General features: G+C 42.5%; 20 protein-coding genes and 1 tRNA gene. 11 read left to right on the top strand and 10 right to left on the bottom strand.

Features of this window, described 5'->3' with window-relative positions; genetic code table 11:
- Positions 1-33: 33 nt before the first annotated feature.
- The 7 genes from ACGHVY_RS12520 (at position 34) to ACGHVY_RS12490 (ending at position 13,626) form a co-directional block, all read left to right on the top strand.
- The gene (locus ACGHVY_RS12520; RefSeq protein ID WP_390599342.1) at positions 34-1,368 is read left to right on the top strand and encodes a PL29 family lyase N-terminal domain-containing protein; all 1,335 of its coding nucleotides are present in this window, start codon (positions 34-36) and stop codon (positions 1,366-1,368) included.
- 228 nt (positions 1,369-1,596) lie between these two features.
- Entirely contained in the window at positions 1,597-3,180 is a 1,584-nt protein-coding gene (locus tag ACGHVY_RS12515; RefSeq protein ID WP_390599341.1) for a sulfatase, read from the top strand.
- 18 nt (positions 3,181-3,198) lie between these two features.
- Complete coding sequence (locus ACGHVY_RS12510) at positions 3,199-5,523, top strand: family 20 glycosylhydrolase (protein ID WP_390599340.1); 2,325 nt, start codon at positions 3,199-3,201, stop codon at positions 5,521-5,523.
- 26 nt (positions 5,524-5,549) lie between these two features.
- Positions 5,550-8,624, top strand: a complete 3,075-nt coding sequence (locus ACGHVY_RS12505) for a glycoside hydrolase family 2 TIM barrel-domain containing protein (protein WP_390599339.1) — start codon at positions 5,550-5,552, stop codon at positions 8,622-8,624.
- A 148-nt stretch (positions 8,625-8,772) separates the two neighbouring features.
- Positions 8,773-10,590: an alpha-L-fucosidase gene (locus tag ACGHVY_RS12500; protein ID WP_390599338.1), complete on the top strand. Its 1,818-nt coding sequence runs from the start codon at positions 8,773-8,775 to the stop codon at positions 10,588-10,590.
- Positions 10,591-10,732: 142 nt separating this feature from the next.
- Positions 10,733-11,908, top strand: a complete 1,176-nt coding sequence (locus ACGHVY_RS12495) for a mechanosensitive ion channel family protein (protein ID WP_390599337.1) — start codon at positions 10,733-10,735, stop codon at positions 11,906-11,908.
- Positions 11,909-12,015: 107 nt separating this feature from the next.
- A complete protein-coding gene (locus tag ACGHVY_RS12490; protein ID WP_390599336.1) occupies positions 12,016-13,626 on the top strand; it encodes an AAA family ATPase in 1,611 nt (536 codons plus the stop codon).
- Between the two features lie 114 nt (positions 13,627-13,740).
- Here the strand turns inward: ACGHVY_RS12490 and ACGHVY_RS12485 are convergent, their stop codons facing one another.
- A complete protein-coding gene (locus ACGHVY_RS12485; protein ID WP_390599335.1) occupies positions 13,741-14,889 on the bottom strand; it encodes an endonuclease/exonuclease/phosphatase family protein in 1,149 nt (382 codons plus the stop codon).
- Positions 14,870-16,330, bottom strand: coding sequence for an aminoacyl-histidine dipeptidase (locus ACGHVY_RS12480; protein ID WP_308745484.1), 1,461 nt, complete (start codon positions 16,328-16,330; stop codon positions 14,870-14,872). The genes ACGHVY_RS12485 and ACGHVY_RS12480 overlap by 20 nt, the downstream gene beginning before the upstream one ends.
- Before the next feature lie 135 nt (positions 16,331-16,465).
- On the opposite strand from ACGHVY_RS12480, the gene ACGHVY_RS12475 reads away from it, so the two are divergent.
- Both ACGHVY_RS12475 and ACGHVY_RS12470 read left to right on the top strand, forming a co-directional pair.
- Positions 16,466-16,699, top strand: coding sequence for a hypothetical protein (locus ACGHVY_RS12475; protein ID WP_024987742.1), 234 nt, complete (start codon positions 16,466-16,468; stop codon positions 16,697-16,699).
- A 28-nt stretch (positions 16,700-16,727) separates the two neighbouring features.
- Positions 16,728-17,330, top strand: coding sequence for an OmpH family outer membrane protein (locus ACGHVY_RS12470; protein ID WP_308745485.1), 603 nt, complete (start codon positions 16,728-16,730; stop codon positions 17,328-17,330).
- A 132-nt stretch (positions 17,331-17,462) separates the two neighbouring features.
- Here ACGHVY_RS12470 and ACGHVY_RS12465 read toward each other — a convergent pair whose 3' ends face one another.
- Complete coding sequence (locus ACGHVY_RS12465) at positions 17,463-17,804, bottom strand: hypothetical protein (protein ID WP_390599334.1); 342 nt, start codon at positions 17,802-17,804, stop codon at positions 17,463-17,465.
- Positions 17,805-17,807: 3 nt separating this feature from the next.
- Complete coding sequence (locus ACGHVY_RS12460; protein WP_308745487.1) at positions 17,808-18,104, bottom strand: septum formation initiator family protein; 297 nt, start codon at positions 18,102-18,104, stop codon at positions 17,808-17,810.
- A gap of 224 nt (positions 18,105-18,328) precedes the next feature.
- On the opposite strand from ACGHVY_RS12460, the gene ACGHVY_RS12455 reads away from it, so the two are divergent.
- On the top strand, positions 18,329-20,212 hold the full coding sequence (locus ACGHVY_RS12455) for a DNA polymerase III subunit gamma/tau (protein ID WP_390599333.1): 1,884 nt from the start codon (positions 18,329-18,331) through the stop codon (positions 20,210-20,212).
- A 79-nt stretch (positions 20,213-20,291) separates the two neighbouring features.
- Here ACGHVY_RS12455 and ACGHVY_RS12450 read toward each other — a convergent pair whose 3' ends face one another.
- Positions 20,292-20,525 carry a PspC domain-containing protein gene (locus tag ACGHVY_RS12450; protein ID WP_390599332.1) on the bottom strand — a complete coding sequence of 78 codons (234 nt, stop codon included), beginning with the start codon at positions 20,523-20,525 and terminating at the stop codon, positions 20,292-20,294.
- A 154-nt stretch (positions 20,526-20,679) separates the two neighbouring features.
- Positions 20,680-21,807 (bottom strand): ISAs1 family transposase, encoded by a 1,128-nt coding sequence (locus tag ACGHVY_RS12445; protein WP_390596623.1) that lies wholly within the window; start codon positions 21,805-21,807, stop codon positions 20,680-20,682.
- A 1,614-nt stretch (positions 21,808-23,421) separates the two neighbouring features.
- On the opposite strand from ACGHVY_RS12445, the gene ACGHVY_RS12440 reads away from it, so the two are divergent.
- A complete protein-coding gene (locus tag ACGHVY_RS12440) occupies positions 23,422-24,012 on the top strand; it encodes a hypothetical protein (protein ID WP_390599331.1) in 591 nt (196 codons plus the stop codon).
- Here ACGHVY_RS12440 and ACGHVY_RS12435 read toward each other — a convergent pair.
- The 4 genes from ACGHVY_RS12435 to ACGHVY_RS12420 all read right to left on the bottom strand — a co-directional run bounded on the left by ACGHVY_RS12435 (position 24,001) and on the right by ACGHVY_RS12420 (position 26,776).
- Positions 24,001-24,462 (bottom strand): hypothetical protein, encoded by a 462-nt coding sequence (locus tag ACGHVY_RS12435; RefSeq protein WP_390599330.1) that lies wholly within the window; start codon positions 24,460-24,462, stop codon positions 24,001-24,003. The genes ACGHVY_RS12440 and ACGHVY_RS12435 overlap by 12 nt on opposite strands.
- Positions 24,463-24,818: 356 nt before the next feature.
- Positions 24,819-24,899, bottom strand: a tRNA-His gene (locus tag ACGHVY_RS12430).
- Between the two features lie 485 nt (positions 24,900-25,384).
- Complete coding sequence (locus ACGHVY_RS12425; protein ID WP_390599328.1) at positions 25,385-26,041, bottom strand: hypothetical protein; 657 nt, start codon at positions 26,039-26,041, stop codon at positions 25,385-25,387.
- Between the two features lie 27 nt (positions 26,042-26,068).
- A complete protein-coding gene (locus tag ACGHVY_RS12420; protein WP_167509082.1) occupies positions 26,069-26,776 on the bottom strand; it encodes a hypothetical protein in 708 nt (235 codons plus the stop codon).

Below are 26,776 nucleotides of genomic sequence, written 5' to 3'. Positions count from 1 at the left end.
TAGAATAATAAACCTTTTTAATTAGATAATAATATGAAACTAAGAACGATTTTATGTGCAGTATTTGCAGCAACTTTATTAGGTAGTTGTAGTTATGATGATGGTGAATTATGGGATGCTGTAAACGGGCAGGAAGAAAGAATTTCTGCTTTAGAGAAATGGCAGAAAACTGTTGTCGAACAATTGAATTCCTTGCAAGGAATACTGACTGCTACTGACTATATAACAGATGTAGAAAAGGTGACAAAAGATGGAAAAGAAGGGTATAAAATATCTTTCCTTCATGCAGCTCCTATTACATTATATTATAATGCCGATAATGAGGTCAGTGGTACTAGTGATGAAGTTATTGGCGTAGCAAAGGATGAAAACGATAAATGGTATTGGACATTGAATGGGGAACCTTTAGTTGTCGACGGTAAGACTGTATATGTAAATGGTGGAGATGATATCAAGGTGGAAGTAAATGCGGATGGTTCTACAAAACTGACTATTGGCGATAATGAGGTGACAGTACCTGGACCTATAACTCATCCTGTAACGGGAGTAAGTGACAAAGATAATGTAGTTACTATTACATTGAATGGCGGTACAACGGTAGATTTACCGAAATATCTAAATCTGAGTAAGCTTTTGTTGGATGAATATAAGAAGGAGACTGCTGGAGAACAAACGTATGAACTGAATCTTCCAGAAGGTTATATTATAAAATTGATAGATGCAGTTCCTGCGGGTTGGACCATAGAAGTTAACAATTCTGCGCTAAGGGTTGTATATCCAAGTTCTGGAGATGCGGTTGTGACTTTTTTAATTTCTGATGGAAAAACTCAGACTGTGATGAAAACGGTTACATTCAAGGCGGCAGCAGATCCGGGAAGTACATGGATTACTATTGAATATAGTGGTGCGCTCATTGAAATACCTAGTGGAGTTGTGAGCGTAAAAGTTACAACAACTTCAACTGTTACTACAGCTGCACTTAGAGATAATATTTGTAAGCCTTTGAAAGAAACAACAAGTGTGGTGAATATTGATTTATCAGGTGTGCTTCTTTCTACAGCTTTTCCTGCTAATGCATTTTATATGGGTACTCCTTTGGTTCCGGAAACTGATTACAATACTTCTATAAAAACCATTATACTTCCTGAGGGGAATTATCCCAATATATTTGGAACTGCTTTTAAAAATTGTAGTTCTTTGAGAAGTGTAACGATTAATACTACCTCTGTTATACCTGGTCAAAATTCAGCTACTTGGTTTGTTGGTTGCGATGCTTTGGAATCAATCTTTGTACCGGCAGATAAAGTCGAAACTTATAAATCGACTTGGGATGCTAGTTTGACGAACTTTATCAAAGCGATTGAATGAGAGTCCTTATTTAATCTATGCAATTGAAATAGTTGAATGTCGGGAGTTATGTTTTTAATATATACATTACCACTTCCGACATTCTTTTAAATCTTTGTGAATACAGCTTATTTCTTGATGAGTTATGCAGAAATGGAGATTATTGGAAATTAATTGGTAATTAATGGAAGTCGTTTTTTACTATCGTCTCCTATCTTTGCTGCTACAATCTAATATAAAATTGTTTTTATGGAAAAACTGAAACCAAACTTGTTCTTTCCTCTGGCAGGAGTAGCTGCCGTAGCTTCCCTTGCTTCCTGTTCAAACAAGCAAAAGCCTGTGGAGCAACTACCTTTGAATATCGTCTACATCATGACGGACGATCACACAGCGCAGATGATGAGCTGTTACGACACGCGCTACATGGAAACTCCGAATCTCGACCGCATTGCTGCCGACGGCGTACGTTTTACTCAAAGTTTTGTGGCCAATTCATTAAGCGGTCCCAGCCGCGCCTGCATGATAACAGGAAAACATAGCTGTGCTAATAAATTCTACGATAACACCACTTGCGTATTCGACAGTTCGCAACAGACCTTCCCGAAACTGTTGCAGAAAATCGGCTACCAGACAGCGCTGGTGGGTAAATGGCATCTTGAAAGCTTGCCGTCCGGATTTGATTACTGGCAAATTGTCCCCGGACAGGGCGACTACTACAATCCGGATTTCATCACACAAAACAATGACACTATCCAAAAACATGGATACATCACGAACCTTATCACCGATGATGCTATCGACTGGATAGAAAACAAGCGCAACCCGGAGAAACCTTTCTGTCTCCTGATTCACCACAAGGCGATTCACCGCAACTGGTTGGCGGATACTTGCAATCTGGCTTTGTACGAGGATAAAACCTTCCCTCTGCCGGACAATTTCTTTGACGACTACGAAGAGCGTCCCGCCGCTGCCGCACAAGAGATGAGCATTGTAAAGGACATGGACATGATTTATGACCTCAAAATGCTTCGTCCCGATAAAAAGTCCCGTCTGAAATCCTTGTATGAGAAATATATCGGTCGCATGGATGAAGCACAACGAGCCGCCTGGGACAAATTCTACACTCCGATTATAGACGATTTCTATAAACAGAACCTTCAAGGCAAAGACCTTGCCAACTGGAAATTCCAGCGTTACATGCGCGACTACATGAAGACCGTGAAATCACTGGACGACAATGTAGGCCGTGTGCTCGACTACCTGAAAGAGAAAGGACTGCTGGATAACACACTCGTTGTCTACACTTCCGACCAGGGATTCTATATGGGCGAACACGGTTGGTTCGACAAACGCTTCATGTACGAAGAATCCATGCGTACACCGCTTATCATGCGCCTGCCGAAAGGATTCGACCGCAGAGGCGACATCACCGAAATGGTACAGAACATCGACTATGCACCCACCTTCCTCGAATTGGCAGGAGCGGAGATTCCTTCTGATATCCAAGGTGTATCCCTCGTACCCTTGCTGAAAGGCGAACATCCGAAAGACTGGCGGAAAGCTCTCTATTATCATTTCTACGAATATCCCGCCGAGCACATGGTGAAACGTCATTACGGCGTACGCACGGAGCGCTATAAACTGATTCATTTCTATAATGACATCAACTGGTGGGAACTTTACGACCTGCAGGCAGACCCGTCGGAAATGCATAACCTCTATGGACAGCCTGAATATGAATCGGTAGTGAAAGAACTGAAAGAAGAAATGCTGAAACTTCAGGAGCAATACAATGACCCTGTCCGCTTCTCACCGGAGAGAGACAAGGAATAAATCCAACGTACATACGCCATGAAAAGATACATCTTGATCATTCTCGTACTGCTTTCGCCGTTGACAGCGTTTTTGCAGGCTGATAACTTAACATCCCCTTTAATTTCAATAGTTCCACGCCCGACACAGTTTGTGCCGGGCAGTGGCAACTTCACCTTTTCTGCAAAAACGGCATTTGCGGTAGAAAATCAGGAGCAGGCTGCGATTGCCCACAATTTTATCAATCTGTTTACCCATGCTGCCGGAATAACTCCTGCATTGAATGTCGGCAACAAAGAAGGACAAGTCCGTTTTGTGACGGATACTTCTTTAAAAACCGAAGCATATCTGCTGGAGATTACCCCTGAACAGATACTTATTAAAGCTTCGGATACAAAGGGATTTTTCTATGCCCTGCAATCTGTCCGCCAACTCCTGCCTGCTGCCATAGAATCAGAACAACCGGTACAGAATATCGCTTGGAGTGTTCCCGCAATGACAGTTCAGGATGAGCCCCGTTTCGGTTTCAGAGGATTACTTTTGGACCCGGTACGTTGTTTTATTCCTAAGGAGAACGTATTGCGAATCATCGACTGCATGGCGATGCTGAAAATAAACAAGCTTCATTTTCATCTGACGGATGATAACGGCTGGCGGATTGAAATAAAGAAATATCCCCGTTTGACGGAAGTAGGAGCGTGGAGAGTAGACCGTACGGATGTACCTTTCCACTCACGCCGTAACCCGAAGCGTGGAGAGCCTACTCCGATAGGTGGTTTCTATACGCAGGATGAGATTCGGGAGATAGTGGCTTATGCCGCCGACAGGCAGATTGAAGTAATTCCCGAAATAGATGTACCTGCTCACAGTAACTCTGCTTTGGCTGCCTATCCCCAGCTTGCCTGTCCGGTTGTGAAAGACTTTATCGGTGTGCTTCCCGGACTGGGAGGACGGAATTCTGAAATAATCTATTGCGCGGGAAACGACAGTGTCTTTACATTCCTGCAAGATGTCTTTGACGAAATTCTGGCACTTTTCCCTTCCCGTTATATTCATATGGGAGGAGATGAAGCCCGAAAGACGAATTGGGAAAAATGCCCGCTTTGCCAGAAACGGATGAAAAAGCAGCATTTGGCGAATGAAGAAGATTTGCAGGGTTATTTTATGAAACGTATCAGTGATTATCTGCGCAAAAAAGGTCGCGAAGTGATTGGCTGGGATGAGTTGACAAACAGTTCTTTTCTTCCCGAAGAATCCATCATCCTCGGTTGGCAGGGAATGGGGACGGCTGCTCTGAAAGCTGCCGAAAAGGGACATCGTTTTATCATGACTCCGGCGCGCATCATGTATCTGATTCGCTATCAGGGGCCGCAATGGTTTGAACCGGTAACCTATTTCGGAAACAATACACTGAAAGATGTTTTTGATTACGAACCGGTGCAGAAGGATTGGAAACCGGAATACGAGTCTTTGTTAATGGGAGTACAGGCTTGTATGTGGACGGAATTCTGCAATAAGCCGGAAGATGTGGAGTATCTTTTGTTTCCTCGTCTGGCAGCTTTGGCAGAGGTGGCATGGACGCCCGCAGGTACAAAAGACTGGCCCGGATTCTTGAAACGAATGGACGCATACAACGCCCATATTGCAGAAAAAGGGATTATCTACGCCTGCTCAATGTATAACATACAGCAGACGGTGACCCCGGTGGACGGACATCTGGAAGTGAACCTGGAATGTCTCCGCCCGGACGTGGAAATTCACTATACGCTGAATGGCAGTGACCCGGCTATGTCCTCTCATCGTTATGACGGCCCTATCCGTGTGACGAAGACACAAATGGTGAAGGCGGCTACTTTTATGAACGGCAAGCAAATGGGAGAAACCTTAGAATTGCAACTCACATGGAACAAAGCTACGGCAAAACCTTTGCTTGGCAATAAGAAGAACGAAATGTTATTAGTCAACGGATTGCGGGGAAGCTTGAAATATACAGATTTTGAGTGGTGTAACTGGACTCGGAATGATTCTATATCTTTCACGATAGATTTGCTTGATAAGGAAAAACTGAATAAATTTGCCATTGGCTGTATTACGAATTATGGGATGGGAGTACACAAGCCGAAGATGATTCGCGTAGAGGTTTCCGATGATAACCGAGCATACCGTGCCATAGGGGAGTTGAATTTCTCTTTGGAAGAAATCTATCAGGAAGGAACTTACAGAAATGACTACTCGATAGATATGGGCGGAGTATCTGCCCGCTATGTCCGGGTAACGGCAAAAGGAGCAGGGATTTGCCCCGCCGAACACGTCCGTCCCGACCAGGAAGCGAGAGTCTATTTTGATGAGGTGATTATAGAATAGTAGTCAAGCAGTTAAAAATAACAATTATGAACATCAGCTTAAAGAAACGAACTTTTTTAATCTTATTGGCAGGACTGACTGCATCTTTCGCTTCGGCACAGAAGCAAGTATTGCCCGAATGGCAAAGCCAGTATGCGGTAGGACTGAACAAACTCGCCCCTCATACCTACGTATGGCCTTACGCCGACGCTTCCGATATTGAAAAGCCGGGCGGATACGAACAGTCCCCATTTTATATGAGCCTGAACGGGAAATGGAAATTCCATTGGGTGAAGAATCCCGATAACCGTCCGAAAGATTTTTATCAGCCTTCTTATTATACCGGAGGTTGGGCGGACATCAACGTTCCCGGCAACTGGGAACGTCAGGGTTATGGCACAGCTATTTATGTCAACGAGACATATGAATTTGACGACAAAATGTTCAACTTTAAAAAGAATCCGCCACTGGTTCCTTATGCGGAGAATGAAGTCGGTTCCTATCGTCGTACGTTCAAAGTGCCTGCTGACTGGAAAGGTCGCCGTGTAGTGCTTTGCTGTGAAGGTGTGATCTCTTTCTATTACGTATGGGTGAACGGGAAACAGCTCGGATACAACCAGGGTTCGAAAACAAATGCCGAATGGGACATCACCGATGTTTTGAATGACGGAGAGAATGTGGTTGCTTTGGAAGTGTACCGTTGGAGTTCGGGCGCTTATCTGGAATGTCAGGATATGTGGCGTTTGAGCGGTATCGAACGTGATGTGTATCTTTACAGTACTCCCAAACAGTATATTGCCGACTATAAACTGAACGCTTCTTTAGATAAGGATAAATACAAAGATGGTATCTTCGGACTGGAAGTTACCGTGGAAGGCCCTTCCGCTACCGCCAGCTCTATTGCTTACACATTGAAAGATGTTTCGGGCAAGGCAGTCTTGCAGGATGCTATTCAGATAAAATCCCGTGGATTGAGCAATTTCATCGCGTTTGATGAAAAGAAGATTCCGAATGTGAAGGCTTGGGATGCGGAGCATCCTAATCTTTATACATTAGTACTCGAACTGAAAGACGCCCAAGGCAAAGTCACCGAACTGACCGGATGTGAAGTAGGCTTCCGCACTTCGGAAATCAAGGACGGACGTTTTTGTATCAACGGCGTTCCGGTACTGGTGAAAGGAACCAACCGTCATGAACATTCGCAACTCGGACGTACGGTGAGCAAGGAATTAATGGAGCTGGATATCAAACTGATGAAACAGCATAACATCAATTTGGTTCGAAACTCGCATTATCCTACCCATCCTTATTGGTATCAGCTTTGCGACCGTTACGGACTGTATATGATTGATGAAGCAAACATCGAATCCCACGGCATGGGTTACGGTCCCGCTTCCCTCGCCAAAGACAGCACCTGGCTGCCGGCACACATGGACCGTACGCACCGTATGTACGAACGTTCCAAGAATCATCCCGCCATCGTTATCTGGTCGCTTGGAAATGAAGCCGGCAACGGTATCAACTTCGAGCGTACCTACGACTGGCTGAAATCAGTAGAAAAGACCCGCCCCGTACAGTACGAGCGTGCCGAACAGAATTACAATACGGACATTTACTGCCGTATGTACCGCAGTGTGGACGACATCAAAGCATATGTGGCAAAGAAAGACATCTATCGTCCTTTCATCCTTTGTGAATATCTGCACGCAATGGGCAACAGTTGCGGCGGACTGAAAGAATACTGGGATGTCTTTGAAAGTGAACCGATGGCACAAGGCGGTAACGTCTGGGACTGGGTGGACCAGTCTTTCCGTGAAATAGACAAGAACGGAAAATGGTACTGGACTTACGGCGGTGACTATGGTCCGGAAGGAATCCCCAGCTTCGGCAACTTCTGCTGTAATGGTCTGGTAGGTGCCGACCGTGAACCACATCCGCATTTGCTTGAAGTGAAGAAAGTCTATCAAAACATAAAGACTACATTACTTGACCGGCGGAACATGAAACTCCGTATCAAGAACTGGTACGATTTCTCCAATCTGAATGAATATATATTCCATTGGAATGTAACGACAGATAGTGGGGAAAGACTGGCGGAAGGCACAAATGTATTGGATTGTGAGCCGCACGCTACAATAGATATACAGTTGGGTAATGTTATTCTATCAAAAAAAGACCGGGAGGCTTATCTGAATATTAGCTGGACCCGCAAGGAGGCTTCCCCGATGATAGCTGAAGACTGGGAAGTGGCTTATGACCAGTTTGTTCTTGCCGATAATAAGAACTCTACGGCTCATCGTCCGCAAAAAGCAGGTGAGACTACATTCACTGTTGATAAAGAAACGGGCGCATTGACCTCTTTGAATCTGAATGGCAAAGAGCTGTTGTCCACCCCGGTAACACTGAGCCTTTTCCGTCCGGCTACGGATAATGATAATCGTGATAAGAACGGTGCACGCCTGTGGCGTAGAGCAGGACTGGACAATATAACCCAAAAAGTCGTTTCACTGAAAGAAGGCAAGAACTCGACAACCGCCCGTGTGGAAATACTCAACGTAAAAGGACAGAGAGTAGGTACGGCTGATTTTATTTATGCACTTGACAAGAACGGTGCATTGAAAGTAAGCACAACTTTCGAGCCGGATACAGCAATTGTGAAATCAATGGCTCGCCTGGGATTAACGTTCCGTGTAGATGATACGTACGATCAGGTTTCCTATCTGGGACGCGGTGACGATGAAACGTATATCGACCGTGACCAGTCCGGCAGAATCGGGCTGTATCGGACAACTCCCGAACGTATGTTCCATTACTATGTCACTCCGCAGTCAACAGGCAACCGGACAGATGTACGTTGGGCGAAGTTTACGAATCAGTCCGGTGAAGGTATCTTTGTTGAATCCAATCGCACTTTCCAGTTCAGTATGATTCCTTTCTCAGATGTATTATTAGAGAAAGCCCGTCATATCAACGACTTGGAACGTGACGGAATGTTCACTGTACACTTGGATGCAGAGCAGGCAGGTGTGGGAACGGCTACTTGCGGTCCCGGTGTGCTGCCGCAATATTTGGTTCCGTTGAAGAAACAGAGTTTTGAATTTACCCTTTATCCGATAAAATGAGTGTTGAACCAATAGGCTGTTAGATTACATATAATCAGGTGTGGATTTCACGGTTTCTTTGAATATTGTCAGAAATATTCTGCCGGAGTAGTGAAAATCACACCTTTATGTTATCTTTGTGCTATCAGCATTAATTAAATAGTATATTATGAACAAACTCCTAACCACACTATTATTATCCTCTGCCATAACATTGAGCGTACAAGCACAAAAGTCAGATGATTATTACGTGAAGCACGTCGAATTTCCTCAAAATGCAACACTTGAACAGAAGGTAGATTTGGCGGCACGTCTGGTACCTACTCCCCAACAGTTATTGTGGCAGCAAATGGAACTGACTGCTTTTCTCCATTTCGGTATCAACACTTTTACCGGACGCGAATGGGGAGACGGAAAAGAAGACCCCGCACTGTTCAACCCTTCGGAACTGGATGCCGGACAATGGGTACGCAGCCTTAAGGAAGCCGGCTTTAAAATGGTACTTCTTACAGCGAAACATCACGACGGTTTCTGTCTTTGGCCTACGGCTACCACCAAACATTCCGTAGCTTCTTCCCCTTGGAAGAACGGACAGGGAGACGTTGTGAAAGAACTTCGGAAGGCCTGCGATAAATATGGAATGAAATTCGGAGTCTATCTCTCTCCGTGGGACAGAAACGCGGAATGTTACGGAGATTCTCCCCGCTACAATGAGTTTTTTATCCGCCAGTTGACGGAACTGTTGACTAATTACGGTGAAGTGCACGAAGTATGGTTCGACGGAGCGAACGGAGAAGGTCCGAACGGAAAGAAACAAATATATGACTGGGACGCTTTCTATAAAACTATCCAACGTCTGCAACCCAAAGCGGTGATGGCGATTATGGGAGACGATGTCCGCTGGGTAGGAAACGAGAAAGGCTTGGGACGCGAAACAGAATGGAATGCCACTGTACTGACTCCGGGCATTTATGCCCGTTCGGCAGAAAACAACAAACGTCTGGGTGTCTTTAGCAAAGCGGAAGATTTAGGAAGCCGTAAGATGTTGGAGAAAGCTACGGAATTGTTCTGGTATCCCTCGGAAGTGGATGTGTCTATCCGTCCGGGATGGTTCTATCACGAGTCGGAAGACAGTAAAGTAAAATCCCTGAAACATCTATCGGATATTTATTTCCGGTCGGTAGGCTATAATTCCGTGCTCTTATTGAATATTCCTCCCGACCGTAGAGGGCTGATAAATGAAGCAGATGTGAACCGACTGAAAGAATTTGCCTCTTATCGGGAACAGATATTTGCCGACAACCGGGTGAGGAAAGGAAGAAACTACTGGAATGCCACTTCGGGTAGTGAGGCCGTTTATTCCTTGAAGCCGAAGTCGGAAATCAATGTCGTGATGCTTCAGGAAGATATAACGAAAGGGCAGAGGGTAGAGGCTTTTACCGTTGAGGCTCTGACGGATAACGGTTGGAAAGAAGTTGGTAAAGGCACTACAATCGGGTATAAACGTATGCTGCGTTTCCCTGCGGTAAAAGCCAGTCAACTTCGGGTGAAGATAAATGAATGTCGTCTGACTGCTCACATAAATCAGGTTGGTGCTTATTATGCGGCTCCTTTGGAGGAAGCGGCTCAGGGAGAAGACTGGAATAACCTGCCTCGTAGCGGTTGGAAACAAGTAGCTGCTTCTCCGCTTACGATTGATTTGGGTAAAACGGTGACATTGAGCAGTTTTACCTATGCTCCGTTGAAAGCGGAAGCGAAACCGGCCATGGCTTTCCGTTATAAATTCTTTGTCAGCATGGACGGCAAGAACTGGAAGGAAGTTCCCACGAATGGAGAGTTCAGCAATATTATGCACAATCCGTTGCCGCAGACAGTTGCTTTCGGTCAGAAAGTACAGGCGCGTTATATTAAATTAGAGGCTACTACGCCTACCGCGACAACCGCAAAAGTAGAAATGAATGAAATAGGAGTGATGATAACTCCCTGACGGAGTTGGCATCATTGAAAGATATGCTTGGAAAGTATCAGTGAAGACTGGCGGTCTTGATTTTTCGTGAATCAGACGCCGGTCTTTTTTTTCTAAACCAAATGCATATTTAGCTGTTATTAAATAAAAAAGAATATAAGTTATGCTAGTAGTAGATTTAGGAAAATGGATGAACAAAATCCTGATAGATTGGGGAATTGACCCGAAAGTTGCCGACCGTTTTGATGAGACTATTATGGCCATACTGATGATTGCCATTGCCATCGGTCTGAATTATCTTTGCCAGGCGATTCTTATGGGCGGGATGAAGCAGTACACCCGCCGGAAACCACATCTATGGAATACATTGTTGATGAAGCGTAAGGTGTTTCATCACCTGATACATACCATTCCGGCTTTTCTTGTTTATGCTTTGCTGCCAATGGCTTTCATTCGTGGGAAGGAACTGCTGTTGATTTCTCAAAAAGCCTGTGTCGTTTATATTATTTTCTCGTTGCTGCTGGCTGTAAATGGTATCCTGTTGATGATAATGGACATCTATGACGGAAAAGAATCTATGAAAGACCGTCCGATGAAGGGATTTATCCAAGTATTGCAGGTACTCCTTTTTTTTGTGGGCGGAATTGTAATCATCGCTATCATCGTGAACAAATCTCCTGCCAGTTTATTTGCGGGGTTAGGTGCTTCGGCAGCCATCTTGATGTTGGTTTTCAAAGATTCCATATTGGGGTTTGTTGCGGGCATCCAGCTTTCCGCCAATGATATGGTCCGTCCGGGCGACTGGGTTACGCTTCCTTCCGGTGAGGCAAACGGTACGGTGCAGGAGATTACGCTGAATACAGTCAAGATTCAGAATTTCGATAATACCATCTCTACTGTTCCACCATATACCTTGGTCAGCACTCCTTTTCAGAATTGGCGGGGAATGGTGCAGTCGGGAGGACGAAGGGTGATGAAGAATATAACCCTGGACTTGACTACGCTTCAATTCTGCACGCCCGAAATGCTCGACCGTTATCGGAAGGAAATTCCTTTAATGGCGGACTATCAGCCCGAAGAGGGCATAGTGCCTACGAACTCCCAGATTTACAGAGTATATATTGAACGTTATTTGTGTAGTTTGCCTGTGGTAAACCAGGATTTGGACTTGATTATCAGCCAAAAAGAGGCCACGATGTATGGAGTGCCTATTCAGGTTTACTTCTTCTCCCGAAATAAGGTTTGGAAAGAATACGAACGTATCCAGTCGGACATCTTTGACCATTTGCTGGCAATGGTTCCCAAGTTTGACTTGAAGGTTTATCAGTATTCAGATTAAATGTTAAGTAGTACAACAAAATTCGTTTTATAATGTCCGGAATCGTTTGTATTTATGCCTGTTTTCACGTATCTTCGTCTAGTGATTCATAAAAAGCCGATAAAAAGATGAAATATCCTATTGGAATACAGAGCTTTGACCGCATTCGTGAAGACGGTTTTGTTTATGTAGACAAGACTGCCTTAGTTTACAACCTTGTGCAAACGGGTTCAATCTGTTTCTTGAGTCGTCCCCGTCGTTTTGGGAAGAGTTTGCTGGTGAGTACACTTGCCTGTTATTTTCAGGGGCGGAAAGAACTTTTCGACGGACTGGCAATTGCCGATCTTGAAAAAGACTGGTTGCAATATCCTATTTTCCGCATTGACTTTAACGGTGGGCCATATACCCAACCGGGAGTGCTCGAAGCAACTATTGAAGGGTATTTAGGTAATTGGGAAGACATCTATGGCAAAAATCTGAACTACACTACTACAGGTGACCGCTTCAAGGAACTGCTCCGCCGTGCTTATGAACGGACAGGACAGCGTGCGGTAGTACTGATTGATGAATATGACAAACCCATTCTCGATGTGTTGGATACCGGAACTTACATCCGCAACCATGTAGGAGAGAAACTTTTGCTTGAAGACCATCACAGGGAAATTCTGAAATCTTTTTATTCCACCTTCAAAGGAGCTGACGAGTATCTGAAATTCGTATTGTTGACGGGAGTTACGAAATTTTCGCAAGTAAGTGTGTTCAGTGGCTTCAACCAACCAAAAGACATTAGTATGGATGAACGCTACGAATCACTATGCGGAATCACTCAGGAAGAATTGGAGAAATACTTCGCAGAACCCATCTCGCGATTGGCAACTAAATACGAATGTACGGTGGAGGAAATGAAGGACTGGTTGAAACGGCAGTATGATGGTTATCATTTTAGTACGAACATGGCCGCCATTTATAATCCGTTTAGCATACTTAATGCTTTTGATATGAATGAAATCCGTGACTACTGGTTCGCCACTGGTACTCCGACCTATCTGGTACGTTTGTTACAACACAGTCGCGAACAGATGAACGAACTAACAGGAAAATTCTACGACCCAACTATGTTTATAGACTACAAAGCGGATGTGGAACAACCCCTACCAATGATTTTTCAAAGCGGATACCTCACAATCAAGGAATATAATAAGAAAATGGGAACCTATCTGCTCGATTTCCCGAACAACGAAGTACGGAAGGGATTCTTGTCTGTATTAGCAGCCAATTATATGAAGCCGAAGAGTAAAGAAGTGACGAGTTGGATAACAGATGCCGTGATGGACCTTGAACGGGGTGATACAGATGCGTTCCGCCGTTCTCTCACCTCTTTTTTGGCTAGTATTCCCTATGATTCTCACGGCTCGTTGAAAGACATAGATATAACAGAAAAGCATTTTCAATACACTTTTTATCTATTACTTCGACTGATAGGTGTATATTGCATCGCTATCCATTGCGAAGACCGTCAAAGCTACGGACGGGTGGATTGTACACTGGAGATGGAGGATTACATCTATATCTTTGAATTTAAAATGGACGGCACGACACAGGAGGCTTTGGAGCAAATAGAAAAGACTGGCTATGCCAGACCTTATCTTGCAGACAAACGAAAAGTAATTGGTATCGGAGTGAACTTCTCATCCGTCACACGAACAGTAGAAGACTGGGAAGAAGTTTCCATTGCGTGAGAAAAATAGAATTATAATATCCAGTAGGGATATTTAGTAAATGCCCCACTTTAAAATTCAATGAAGAGTAAACTTCATGGAAAAGTGAAATTTACTCTTTATTTTTAATTCCAGTTAATGTAGAATCAGCTCGAAGTCGGTGTAAATAGGCAAATGGTCGCTGACACCGCCTTGATACTTCATCCCCTTATAAGTGCGGAAAGGCTCTTTATCACCGTATTTCTTATCCTCAATTAGTAAAAAGGGGAGCAGGCAGACGTTCGCTTTTTCCTCACTGGTGAAGAACTCACCGGAGCGGTTCAGCAAAGTACCGGATACGATCAAGTGGTCGAGCAATCCCCATTCGCCTTGATATTTGTAAGAACCGAAATCTTTGGATTTGGCTTTTCGGGCGAGTAGATGATAGAGTTTCAATGGAGATAAGGCAGGGGATGGTGCTTCCGCTTCCAGTACTTTCCGGATAGACTTATTGGTCGGATAGTCATTAAAATCTCCCATGATGATAACTTGGGGGTGGAGCCGTTTGTGCAAGATACTATCCGCTTCCGTTCGTAGAATTTGAGCAGCATGAAGCCGATAGGGTTCAGACTCTTTCGCTCCGCCGGAACGGCTTGGAAGATGGCAGACGAATACGTCCAGCGTATCTTCTGTTAGTAACAGCCCGCTGACGTGTAGTAAGTCTCTTGTCGGGCGATGTTGTTTTAAGGGTGGAATAGAAATGGAGCGGGAAGATAATAATTTGAATAAATCCCGTTGATAGAGCAGAGCTACATCAATACCTCTTGAATCGGGAGAATCGGTCATCACATAACGATAATCGAATTCCTTTAAAGGTGAGCGGCGGGTAAGGTCACGCAGTACCGTATCATTTTCTACTTCACAAAGACCTACGAGGGCGGGCGGATTCCATTCGCCAATCGCCGTGATGACACGTGCAATATCAGCCAGCTTCTTTTTGTATCTGCTGTAATTCCAGTGACGCATCGCATCGGGAAGAAATTCGCGGTCATTCTTCAGACTGTCATGGTGAGTGTCGAACAGGTTTTCTATGTTCCAGCTTACGACGCGAAAAGGGACTTTTTCTTGGAAGAGAGAATCTTGCCTGTAATGAAAATCTTGTGCTATACTATGAGAAGGGATAAGAAAGCTGATGCCCAATACGCCCGTAACAAAAAAGAGTATGGTAACAGCTACTCTTTTTTCGCTATTACCATAACCCTCGATTCGCTGATCTGACCGTCTGTTATTTCTTAACTGGAACATGTACCAGAATATCCAGTAAGTGCTTCCAGAACTTATCTACAGTAGGGATAAGCATCCGTTCATCGGGAGAGTGCACACCGGTAAGCGTCGGTCCGAAAGAAATCATATCCAATGTCGGATATTTATCAAGGAACAAACCGCATTCCAATCCGGCATGAATAGCTTTTACTTTGGCATCTACGCCGAATAAACGCTTGTAAGACTCGGCAGCTACTTCGAGGATAGCCGAATGTGGATTCGGTTTCCATCCCGGATAACCTTCGCCGAAGGTGACATCGGCGCCTGCCAGACGGAATACGGCACGTACAGTATTCGCCATATCATTGCGGGCGGACAGAATGGAACTGCGCTGGCTGGTTTCGATACGGATGATATTGTTTGGCTTCATCTTCACGGAAGCAAGATTTGTAGACGTTTCCACCAATCCCGGAATGTCCTGGCTCATGGCATATACACCGTGAGGAGCAGCATACAAAGCCTTCATCAAACGGTTGGCTGTATCCTGGTCGATAGCAGTCTTGCGGGGAGTTTCCGATTCAAGAACCAGTTTCAAGTCCGGTTCTACAACGGACAGTTCATCCTCCATTTCGCTGGCGAAGATATTCAGTTCGGTACGTACATCATGTTTCGCATCCTCGGGGACGGCACAGACGGCATACGCTTCGCGGGGAATGGCGTTGCGCAGATTTCCCCCGTTGATTTCGCAGAGATACAAGTCGTGATTATCAGCTATACGCGTGAGGAAACGATTCAGAATCTTGTTCGCGTTTCCTCTTCCCAAGTGAATATCACCACCGGAATGACCACCTTTCAATCCCTTCACTTCTACCTTGAAGAAGAAATATCCGGCAGGAACTTCTATCTCTTTGTATGTAAATTCTGCGACAGAATCGATGCCACCGGCACATCCGATATAGATTTCGCCTTCGTCCTCAGAGTCAAGGTTCAGGAGAATATCACCACTCATGAAGCCCTCTTTCAGAGCAAATGCACCGGTCAGTCCGGTTTCTTCGTCTACAGTGAACAGACATTCCAGCGGTCCGTGCTCAATGCTGTCATCGGCAAGGATAGCCAGTTCGGTAGCCACACCGATACCGTTGTCGGCTCCGAGGGTGGTTCCTTTGGCTTTCAGCCATTCTCCGTCTATTTCCGTTACGATAGGGTCGGTGAGAAAGTCGTGCTGAACGTCGTTGTTCTTTTCGCACACCATGTCGATATGCGATTGCAGTACGACAGTCTGCAGATTTTCCTTGCCCGGAGTAGCAGGTTTTTTAATCAGTACATTGCCTGCCTCATCTACCTTGGTCTCGAGGTTATGTTTAGCTCCGAATGCCTTCAGATAGGCAATCATTTTCTCTTCCTTCTTTGAAGGGCGCGGCACCTGGCAGATTTCTTCGAAATACTTGAATACGCCAGCCGGCTTTAAGTCTTTTTTTTCCATGTTGTTTTCTTTATTATAATAAGGAATAGAAGGGTGGTTTTGCCCTCTTCTATTGCTAAATATGGTTAATTTGATTGGCTTATCTGAACTCATATCTCATTAAAGCCTATCTTTGCACTCACAAAATTAATAGAAATGGTTGAGACTATACTGATAACTTTGTTAATAGTTGCTATTTCCCTGGCATTATTAGGGGTGAAAGTATTCTTTACGAAAGGTGGAAAGTTCCCTAATGGTCACGTGAGCGGGAACAAAGCGTTGCGTAAGAAAGGAATCGGATGTGTGCAGTCTCAGGACAGAGAAGCACAAAAGAAACCGCGTTTTTCTATTGATGAGTTGGAAAAAGCCTTGAACGATAGTATGAATTAAATATTTAAAAAACAATACTTATTAAATTATGAATAGAATGAACTACCTCATGAACGGTTTGGCTGCTCTTGCGTTTATCGTTTTATTTTCACAATGTGCCGGCAAAGCTGACAATCAAACTACTGCTGCTCCATCTCAGGCTAACGCCGAACTGTCAGGAATGAAAATTGCCTATGTTGAAATAGATTCGCTGTTAGCTAAATACAACTTCTGTATTGACTTGAATGAGGCGATGGTGAAGAAGAGCGAAAACGTTCGTATGACGTTGAACCAGAAAGCTAACGCTCTGAATAAGGAAAAACAAGACTTCCAGAAAAAAGTTGAAAATAATGCATTCCTGTCACAAGACAGAGCTCAGCAGGAATACAACCGTCTGGTGAAGTTGGAACAAGACTTGCAGGATTTGAGCACCAAACTTCAGAATGGTTTGATGGAAGAAAACAATAAGAACAGCTTGCAGTTCCGCGATTCAATCAATGCTTTCCTGAAAGAGTATAACAAAACTCACGGATATAGCTTGATTTTCAGCAACACAGGTTTCGATAATCTGCTTTATGCTGATAGTACATTTAACATCACAAAAGAAATTGTAGATGGACTGAATGCAAGATATTCTCCGGTAAAGAAATAATTAAACAATTATAATTGATCATTGTTAAAATGAAATAATATTCCGTTCTTTGTGGAAAAGGACGGAATATAAAATTAAAATTTTGTTTGTGTTGGTGCCTGTTCAAGACTGTGAAGTTATGAATGGGCTTTTTTATGCCCTTTCCTTTTCTTCTTCCTGCGGAATGCGGAAGGCAGTATAAAGTTCGAGCATAGCGGCGATGGTAAGGCAGGCAATCCATTCGTTGCCACGTGTGGTGAACATGAAAGCTCCAGTCAGTATGAGTGCCAATGCCCCGAATATCTGCTGGATACGCAGGCGTTTCAGAGTTTTGCTTTTTCCTTTGACGGGGGTGTTCACTTGCGCCAATGCGATGAATCCGGCTCCGATGGTGTATATATAGGGAGCATAAAACCATCCGGTAATAAATACGGCGGCTCCGGTAAGAGTCATTATAGCGCCGACAGTAAAAAGAGCGGGTACTAATTGTTTCATTCTTTATTCTTCAAAAACGTAAATATCTTCGTTGGGTTTCTTCATCAGATACTTCTCACGGGCAATCTGTTCGATAGCATCAGGATTGGTGCTTATTTCATTGAGACGTTTTGTATTCTCTTCATAATCCACCCGGTATTTTTCTATTTCTTCTTTCAACTGGCTGATTTCACGCTCATATCCGAGACGGCGAACCAGGCTGTTCTCGTCCAGAAAACCTATGATAACAGCAAATGCGACGACCGTAATGAGATACTTACGCCTGCATATGAAATTCCAGATATTGATTAATTTGCTCATAACTTCTCCTTTTAATCTTCGCAAAGATAAAACTAATAACTTAAAAACTTATCGCTTCGGCTTCAAAACTTCTCTCTCTATCCTTTATTACTTATCACTTTTTTATGTACATTTGCACTGAAAGCGAAAATAGGTTGCATCCGGCATAGTTCAAATAAGCTTGACTCTGCTCTCGTTTGCACTATTTTTGCACGAAAAGCAAAAAAACAGAGAGAATCCCGGATATGGAAAACTATATTGTATCAGCCCGTAAATACCGTCCGTCCACGTTCGAATCAGTGGTAGGTCAGCGGGCGTTGACTACTACGCTGAAAAATGCGATTGCCACCCAAAAACTGGCTCATGCTTATTTGTTTTGCGGACCACGTGGAGTAGGAAAGACTACTTGTGCGCGTATCTTTGCCAAAACCATTAACTGTATGACGCCCACCGCCGATGGCGAGTCCTGTAACCAATGCGAATCCTGTGTGGCGTTCAACGAACAGCGGTCGTACAATATTCACGAACTTGATGCCGCATCCAATAACTCGGTAGACGACATCCGCCAGTTGGTGGAACAGGTACGTATTCCGCCACAGATAGGCAAGTATAAAGTATATATCATCGACGAGGTACATATGCTCTCCGCATCCGCTTTCAATGCGTTTCTGAAAACGCTGGAAGAACCGCCCCGCCATGCCATCTTTATTTTGGCTACGACAGAGAAGCACAAGATTCTTCCGACCATTCTTTCCCGTTGCCAGATTTATGATTTCAACCGGATTAGTGTGGAGGATACGGTGAATCACCTGTCATATGTAGCTTCGAAAGAAGCAATCACAGCAGAACCGGAAGCATTGAACGTGATAGCGATGAAAGCGGATGGTGGTATGCGTGATGCATTATCTATCTTTGACCAGGTGGTGAGTTTTACGGGTGGCAACATCACGTACAAGAGCGTGATTGATAACCTGAATGTACTTGATTACGAATATTATTTCCGTCTGACGGATTGCTTCCTCGAAAATAAGATAAGCGACGCCCTGCTGCTCTTTAATGACATATTGAATAAAGGCTTCGATGGAAGTCACTTTATCACCGGCTTGTCTTCTCATTTCCGTGACTTGCTGGTAGCTAAGGACGCAGTGACATTGCCTTTGCTGGAAGTGGGGGCGAGCATACGCCAACGCTATCAGGAGCAGGCGCAGAAATGTCCGTTGCCTTTTCTGTATCGGGCGATGAAGCTCTGTAATGAATGTGATTTGAATTACCGCATCAGCAAGAACAAGCGTTTGCTGGTAGAACTGACCTTGATACAGGTTGCGCAGCTTACCACCGAGGGGGATGACGGTAGTGGTGGGCGTGGCCCTAAGAAGACTATAAAACCCGTATTCACTCAGCCCGCTGCAGCTCAGCAGCCGCAGGCTGCTTCTGCAACCACTGTTCAGCAGAATCCTGTTCATTCGTCTCCGTCTTCAACTTCAACACAGGCTGTTGGCTACGCTACTGCTGCCCGTCAGCCGCAGATGCCTGCGGCGACGCAGTCCGCATCCGCATCGCCTTCTTCACCGAATGCGGCGGCTTCGTCAGCTCCGTCACCAGGAGCGGGAGTTTCCCAAACGGTAAGGGAAGAACAGCGGAAAGTTCCGGTGATGAAGATGTCCAGCCTGGGCGTGTCTATCAAGAATCCGCAGCGTGGGCAGGAGACTCGGAATACGGCTGCAACTGCCGCTCCTAAGGTGCAGATGCAACCGGAAGAGGATTTGATATTCAACGACCGTGACTTGAACTATTATTGGCAGGAATATGCAGCACAGTTGCCGAAAGAGCAGGATGCGCTAATGAAGCGTATGCAGATGCTTCGTCCGGCATTATTCAAAAACTCGACGACTTTTGAAGTTGTAGTGGATAATGAAATGGCGGCGAAAGACTTTACCGCCTTGATTCCTGAATTGCAGGAGTATCTTCGTGTCCGGTTGAGGAATAGCCAGGTAGCAATGAAAGTGAGGGTCAGTGAAGCGGCGGAAACTATACGGCCGGTGGGGCGTGTAGAGAAGTTCCAGATGATGGCTCAGAAGAACCAGGCTTTGATGCAACTGAAAGAGGAATTCGGACTTGAGTTATATTAGTCTTTTGTGAAGAATCCATATGAAATGAGCCTTGCCCGATTGGTTGTCATTTGACAAAAATCGGGCAAGGCTTTTATTTTTAATGTAATCTGTTGTTCATGCGGTCTATATATCCGTCCGACGGCATTTTTGCCGGCATAACAATCCATAAGATAATATAGATGATTACTCCTGCGAAAGCGGTGAAGAACGTAGCCAGGATATATATTATTCTCAGTAAGGTCGGATCCCAACCGAAATACTCAGCAATTCCGGCACATACCCCCGCAATCATGCGGTTGGAAGAGCGGGTTAGTTTCTTGTTATTTTCCATATATGGTATAAATTTTAGTGCGAATATCGGTACAAATATAAAAAATATATTTGGTCTGTGTGGCAGGTAGGATAATTTATATCCTGTTTTCTGACTGTCTATGCAAAGTTGTAATAGTCAGGGCAACCGCTCAATAATCTCTACATGTTATCTTTTATTCTTCGGGTGGTATAATTCTTTGAATACCGAGTATTTCATCTCTGTATTTCTCATCCCACCCGCATAGTTTTCTTTTTCCTGCTATCCCTATCTTCTTTTTACTTTGCTTTAATAAGATAAGAGCCATTTTGCACATGAGTGAAAAGTTAACTGCTGCATTATCCGTTTTTCTAGTGTAATCTTCTCTAAAGGAAACATCTAATTGCCAATGCAAGTTATTTTCCACCTGCCAATGTGACCTGACCGATTCCAGAATCAATTTCGGGTCTTGTGGCAAAGAAGAAATATAGCATCTTGTTTCTGTTGTTGGTTCTGCATTGCCAACCTGCCTGACACATGTTATTTTCGCTATAGTTTTTATCCCCTTCCAACCGGCATAAAAATGCTCCGGGTAAAAAGCGGCATCACAAACACATTCTCTGTATTCTTTTCTGCCATGACCGTCATTCTGTTGGAAATAGCTTTGCTTATAAGGCAGATAAATCCGGTCTTCTTCTGTGAGCAGAGAGAATATCTGAGCTTTGAGTTTCTTCTGATTGTCTTTAACGCACAGGATATAATCCGCTTCTGCATCTATAATTGTCTCTGTTATTGCTTTTTGACAACCAACAGCATCAATGGTCACAATACACTGTGTCAGGTCAAGAGCCTTTATCAGCTCAGGGATAGCAGTTATTTCATTGGATTTTCCATCCACTTTTTGTTGTCCCAGACAAAGGCCATTGCGTACGGCCCATGCACTGACCATATATAAACGATCTTTCATCCCATGCCCCTTTGAATGGGGAGTTTGGCATACAGCCTTGCCATCTATAGCAACGACACCGGGAAGCTGACTGCAAATATCATTAATCCAAAGGCGGAAAATTTCTTCAAACCATTCAATATCCAACAAAGTGAAAAAACGGTTGAAAGTATCTTCTGAGGGAATACCTGATAAATGAGGAAGACGGTTCTTGAAATATTCTTCATGACTATTACCAAATATTTCTATTTCATTCCAGGTTTCAGCACCACAAAGAACTGAAACCATCGCAATAAATACGATTTCTTCGACCGTATACACTTGATTCTTTTCATTACGAACATCAGGAACATAAGATGAAAACTCTTGTAGGTTCATATGGCGATATAGTTTGAGATTGCAGAACAAATATAGGCATAGAACAACACAGGAAAAAAGGTTTTATAGGTTTTTCAGAGAAAAGCTGAAAAAAGTCAAAACTATGTAGAGATTATTGAGCGGTTGCCCTGTGTAATAGTTAGACATACTGCGGACTTACTAGAAGCGATTTAGCGAAATCATTTCTCATATTCTCATAGGTTATAAAGTAAGTTGTTGTAAGTCAATAAGATAATAGTATGATAAATAAAATTAAAAATGCCATTTCTCATACTATTAAACTGATTTATAACGAAAATATAGCATTTCTCATACCTTTTTGAAGTATTTCTCATAAGCAAAACGATACTTTTGTAATAAAATACCCATGGAGTGTGGTATATTTTGAGGTAGATATAAACTAATGTACCGCTTAGCTGCGTTTTATCAAGCAGTACTTTATAGTTTGTAAAGCAGGTCCGGATATGTTTTCTTACTAAGGATTACACATCTTTCCTTAATTGTTAGTAAGGGCTCACTATAGTGGATAAATAAGCTGACATTTGTGAATAGATATGTCCACATTGGTGAATATATCAGCTCACATTAGTGAGCTCTTTGAAATGATTAAAGGGGAGCAAAAGAAACTCAAAGGATTGATGTGTAATATACAGAAGTTTGCATTTAATATACAGGGGCTAATGTGTTGTATATAGGAGAAAAAAGAATAAAAACATGGATTTGTGATTGGTGCAAGTATAAGGGTGGGGGTATATGAGGTAGATAAAGCCCTGAAAATAGTAATAATAAGCTTGGCTGATTTTATACTATAAATCATTCATTATGTTGATAATGAATATATTATATCTGGAAAGGTAAAAAAAGTGTATGAGGGTAAAAGTTGCTATCAGAGGGGATTTAGGAGTCTCCCTCATAGCTGTAAGCCTGATGGATAAAGGTGTTGGAGCAATTTATGAGGGTATGAGGGTAGGAACATCGCAAACATTTCATGGGAATTAATTTCGTTTAATGTATCAGTATTAATAATCCAATAAAGAACTGTGGCATTAAGACTACTGGCACAATTAGAATTATTCCAAACGTCAATAAAATCTTTAAATTCTCCATACGCATAAATAATAGATTAGTAAATAGTGTATTTAAGGACAAAATGAGGGCTTAACATGAAGTACTATTCATTCACTTATCTTTGTTCATCTTTATATGTAGACATATACAAATCGTTGATAAGTCCGCACATTTAAGAAGTTTAAAAGGTTTGTGGGCTGAATGGCAATTCATGTTATCCTTTCATTTTTCCTAATGATTGGTGAGGGGTGTAGAGTAGTTACACCGCTATAGAGTGCATAACATATACCTCATGCTCACTGTCTGACTAATAATTTCACTTTATCAAAGCATAAAGTCTAAATAGAAACACGACCTAAATCTAAAGGGGCGGGGTATGATTTTAGATACTACCAAATTTGAGTTGAGGTATATAATATAAATAAATCTCATTAAAAGGTAGTACGCTAATACATCTTTATATTGTCAGATTCAAATAGATTGGTTACATTTGCATAAACTCATAATTATATGAATTATGGAATATATTAATGAATTTCACAAGCAATGGATAGAGCGTACCCGCCAATCAATAATCTCTTGGAGCAAGCAACCTGTATCACCGGAAGAAGTAAGGAAGCAACAGGAGAAGTTGAACCAACAGAGGGCTATAAGGGAAGGCAAATTAAAGAACTGATAGTATTTGCCAACGCCAACAACTTATGGATTGACTTGTCACACCTCAATATTACCTACATGGATAAGGGCGGTGAGAATGAAGTATTCCATGACGGTAAATCGTCTGTTATCAAGCTGAATAACTTTGAGTATGCAGGGGATGATTTGGAGAACTTCTTCATTCGCATTAACGCACATAATAAGTTCTTTAGTAATGTACCCTATCAGATGATTGGCTTCTCTTATAACAGCCGTCAAGAGTTCAGTGCAGTTCTCACACAACCTTACATATTGGCAGAACGGGAAGCAACAGAAGATGAAATTGCTGAATATATGGAAGCGCTTGGCTTTGAAATGGATTATATAGACGAGTTCCATAACGACCAATATGAAGTGTTTGATGCCGTTCCCAACAATGTGCTGTACGGTATTGACAAGGACTTGTATTTTATTGATACTCAAATCAGACTAAAGAAGTAATTTGGATATATGTGTAAAGGGAATAAAATCCGTCTTTAAATGCTCCTTGCCTAAATAGCTTATGAAGGAATTGAGGGCAGACTGATAATTCTTCTTTCCTTTGATGTCTGTCGTCTCCAACCACTCCTTACAAAACTGAATAAAGTCTATGGATTGAGTTCGTGTACGTTCTGCTTTTAGATACTCCAATATATCATCTAAAGTGTAATGATTTACTTCCAATTGGAGTTTAGCACACTTCTCTTGGTAAGTCTGAATTAGCTTATCCACCTCTCTCTTTACGGTAGTTCCTTCCTTTAATTTTAAGGATTTAGTTAAATCCTTAGAGGTTACAAAGAAGTTGGTTGATAACCTCTTAAATTTACGCTCAAGTGTAAATCTCACCTTGACGTTGTAAGTTCCGTCACTCTTAATCTCACCCTTCTTAATTTCTTCTCTAATAGTCAGCATATTAGTTCATTTTAAATTAGGAAACTATTAGGAAACAAGAGTGCTGATTAAGCCTAAATTGTGGCTGAGCCCAAACTACACGGTGTCAACGATACTAAATTCTTTATCTTCCGCCTTTGCAATCTATACGCATAAACACAGGTTTATTACCATGCGCCGCATTTAGGGTATCATTTAGAGGAGTAGTGGATATGAGCTTCTTCCTTTTTAGGCTAGCAAAGGTATATGCATGAAGGGAATTAACAAAACTTAATCCCCCAAGAATTACAACTGAGCCCTAAATTGTGGGATAGAAGTACTATCCTATCATAAAGAAGAAAACCCTCATAAGTACTTAACTTACAAGGGCTTTTGTTGGGTGGAAGACCGGACTCGAACCGGCGACATTCAGAACCACAATCTGACGCTCTAACCAACTGAACTTCCTTGTTTCCACCACGTTAAATATCTCTATGCAAGTTCAAAGGTCAACAATAGGTAAACATTGAACTTACTCTGCAAAGTTAACAATTATTCCTCATACCAAGAACTAAATCACTGTTTCTTATTATCCCAAGGGGTAGAATTTTTTATATATGTGTACCTGCTATGCTATATTTAAGACTTTGCTCCATGTATTATGTTCTTCCCCTGCTTCTTAGTATCTTTACTGTAGATAAATCAATTACCAATCTATTCATTTCCATACAAATATGCAAGTAACACCAAAGAGGAATAACACAATTCATTATTTACCACAAGAGATTAGAGAGACTAGATTAACAGAGGTCACATATTTACCTATTACAAGGGAAATGTTAGAACAACTATTCTCAAATTCAGCTAAGAAGGATAAGCATAGATTGGTTAAGAAGAGAAGGAAATGAACTAAAAAGGCAGCAAGTGAATGTTGCTTCAAATGCTGCCTTTTGATACTTTCAAATTATAATTGGATAAATTCTACATCGTCTACTTGAAGTTCCTGCTTACCAAATGTATAGTAACCAAATCCTGTATATTCTAATGGCATATAACGTACTTTCAGAATCTGTACACCATCAACAATGAATGTAAGAACCTGTCCATCGCTTATAAGCTCCCATTCTTGGTCAACCTTTTTTTTATCTTTCCATTTTACACCTTGTTGGATAGCTCCTACCACTATTCCATCCACCCTACGTTCAAATCGTACCATTTCATTATTGAAATTGAAACAATAGAAGTTTCCTCCGTCCCTATAATTAAAAACTAATCCAGTGGTACGGTCATTTGTCAACTTCTGAATATTGACGTGCGTTCTGATTTTGAAAGGTTTTTGTACATCAAGCGGAGCATAACAATGAGTCTCAAAGAATGTATTTGCACCAACTTTAGTAGCTACACCACTTAATGCAGTAAGAGCAATTCCTAATCCTTTATTTTCTCCTTTTGATACGATAGTCATTTTGCCCCCATCTATGACGGCTGTACCATTATTACTTTCAAAAGCACATTCTGTCCATTCAAGAGAATTTGCGTCAAACGTTTCTTTAAAATTTTGGGCATTTGTCTGAGTAAGTAAGATGAATGCCATTCCAGCTGTAAATACTAACTTTTTCATAAATTATAATATTAAATGATTAAAAAATTAAAGGCTACTAACTTTGCCTATACGTGTTTGCAACTCTTCAATCAAGGGCTCTAGCTCTTTAGGAATGCGGTCTACTTCAGTAAACTCCCCATGTCTCGCAGCCATAGTTCCTGCAACTTCTGATGAAACTTTTATTTGAAAAGCAACACGCTTAGGTGTCGAAATATCCCTAATCGTTACTCTATTCCTTATCTGCTTTTCAGATAGACTAAATGTCTTGTATTGCCATGGAGTTTGTAAGTAACCACCATATATATCAGTAGCGGCAATTTCATCAAAGTAGTTCAAAAGTATTTGATGTAGTAATTTCCATGCAGGTGAAGCATTAACTTTATCACCATCCACACGATAATAAAGAGAATCCAAATCAATTGTAAAAAATTTATTTACAATACCGGATGCGGCAGAAGCACGATAAAATCCATCTTGCTGCAATGCGAAAGACAAACTACTCCGTTTATCCCCTCCATAAAATTTAGTTAAAATCGGTTTATATTCACTACATTCACATCGGATGATTATAACTTCATTTTTTTTCTTTGGACGTGTAAATTCTGCATATCCGTAACCTGTTAAAGCATTATTTATATATATGGCAGCATCCTTAGGTTCAACGGTGACCTTTACAATCTTAGGTATTTTCTCTGCGTGACACACGACCACAGACATTGATAGTACTGTTATTAAAAGTAAGATTCTTTTCAT

The sequence above is a fragment of the Bacteroides sp. f07 genome, assembly GCF_042854785.1.
Lineage (GTDB): Bacteria > Bacteroidota > Bacteroidia > Bacteroidales > Bacteroidaceae > Bacteroides.
This window is presented reverse-complemented; position numbering and strand designations above follow the sequence as displayed.

Coding starts and splice junctions, on each gene's coding strand:
- ACGHVY_RS12520 (WP_390599342.1), top strand. CDS start 34: ATGAAACTAAGAACGATTTTATGTGCAGTATTTGCAGCAACTTTATTA.
- ACGHVY_RS12515 (WP_390599341.1), top strand. CDS start 1,597: ATGGAAAAACTGAAACCAAACTTGTTCTTTCCTCTGGCAGGAGTAGCT.
- ACGHVY_RS12510 (WP_390599340.1), top strand. CDS start 3,199: ATGAAAAGATACATCTTGATCATTCTCGTACTGCTTTCGCCGTTGACA.
- ACGHVY_RS12505 (WP_390599339.1), top strand. CDS start 5,550: ATGAACATCAGCTTAAAGAAACGAACTTTTTTAATCTTATTGGCAGGA.
- ACGHVY_RS12500 (WP_390599338.1), top strand. CDS start 8,773: ATGAACAAACTCCTAACCACACTATTATTATCCTCTGCCATAACATTG.
- ACGHVY_RS12495 (WP_390599337.1), top strand. CDS start 10,733: ATGCTAGTAGTAGATTTAGGAAAATGGATGAACAAAATCCTGATAGAT.
- ACGHVY_RS12490 (WP_390599336.1), top strand. CDS start 12,016: ATGAAATATCCTATTGGAATACAGAGCTTTGACCGCATTCGTGAAGAC.
- ACGHVY_RS12485 (WP_390599335.1), bottom strand. CDS start 14,889: ATGTTCCAGTTAAGAAATAACAGACGGTCAGATCAGCGAATCGAGGGT.
- ACGHVY_RS12480 (WP_308745484.1), bottom strand. CDS start 16,330: ATGGAAAAAAAAGACTTAAAGCCGGCTGGCGTATTCAAGTATTTCGAA.
- ACGHVY_RS12475 (WP_024987742.1), top strand. CDS start 16,466: ATGGTTGAGACTATACTGATAACTTTGTTAATAGTTGCTATTTCCCTG.
- ACGHVY_RS12470 (WP_308745485.1), top strand. CDS start 16,728: ATGAATAGAATGAACTACCTCATGAACGGTTTGGCTGCTCTTGCGTTT.
- ACGHVY_RS12465 (WP_390599334.1), bottom strand. CDS start 17,804: ATGAAACAATTAGTACCCGCTCTTTTTACTGTCGGCGCTATAATGACT.
- ACGHVY_RS12460 (WP_308745487.1), bottom strand. CDS start 18,104: ATGAGCAAATTAATCAATATCTGGAATTTCATATGCAGGCGTAAGTAT.
- ACGHVY_RS12455 (WP_390599333.1), top strand. CDS start 18,329: ATGGAAAACTATATTGTATCAGCCCGTAAATACCGTCCGTCCACGTTC.
- ACGHVY_RS12450 (WP_390599332.1), bottom strand. CDS start 20,525: ATGGAAAATAACAAGAAACTAACCCGCTCTTCCAACCGCATGATTGCG.
- ACGHVY_RS12445 (WP_390596623.1), bottom strand. CDS start 21,807: ATGAACCTACAAGAGTTTTCATCTTATGTTCCTGATGTTCGTAATGAA.
- ACGHVY_RS12440 (WP_390599331.1), top strand. CDS start 23,422: ATGGATAGAGCGTACCCGCCAATCAATAATCTCTTGGAGCAAGCAACC.
- ACGHVY_RS12435 (WP_390599330.1), bottom strand. CDS start 24,462: ATGCTGACTATTAGAGAAGAAATTAAGAAGGGTGAGATTAAGAGTGAC.
- ACGHVY_RS12425 (WP_390599328.1), bottom strand. CDS start 26,041: ATGAAAAAGTTAGTATTTACAGCTGGAATGGCATTCATCTTACTTACT.
- ACGHVY_RS12420 (WP_167509082.1), bottom strand. CDS start 26,776: ATGAAAAGAATCTTACTTTTAATAACAGTACTATCAATGTCTGTGGTC.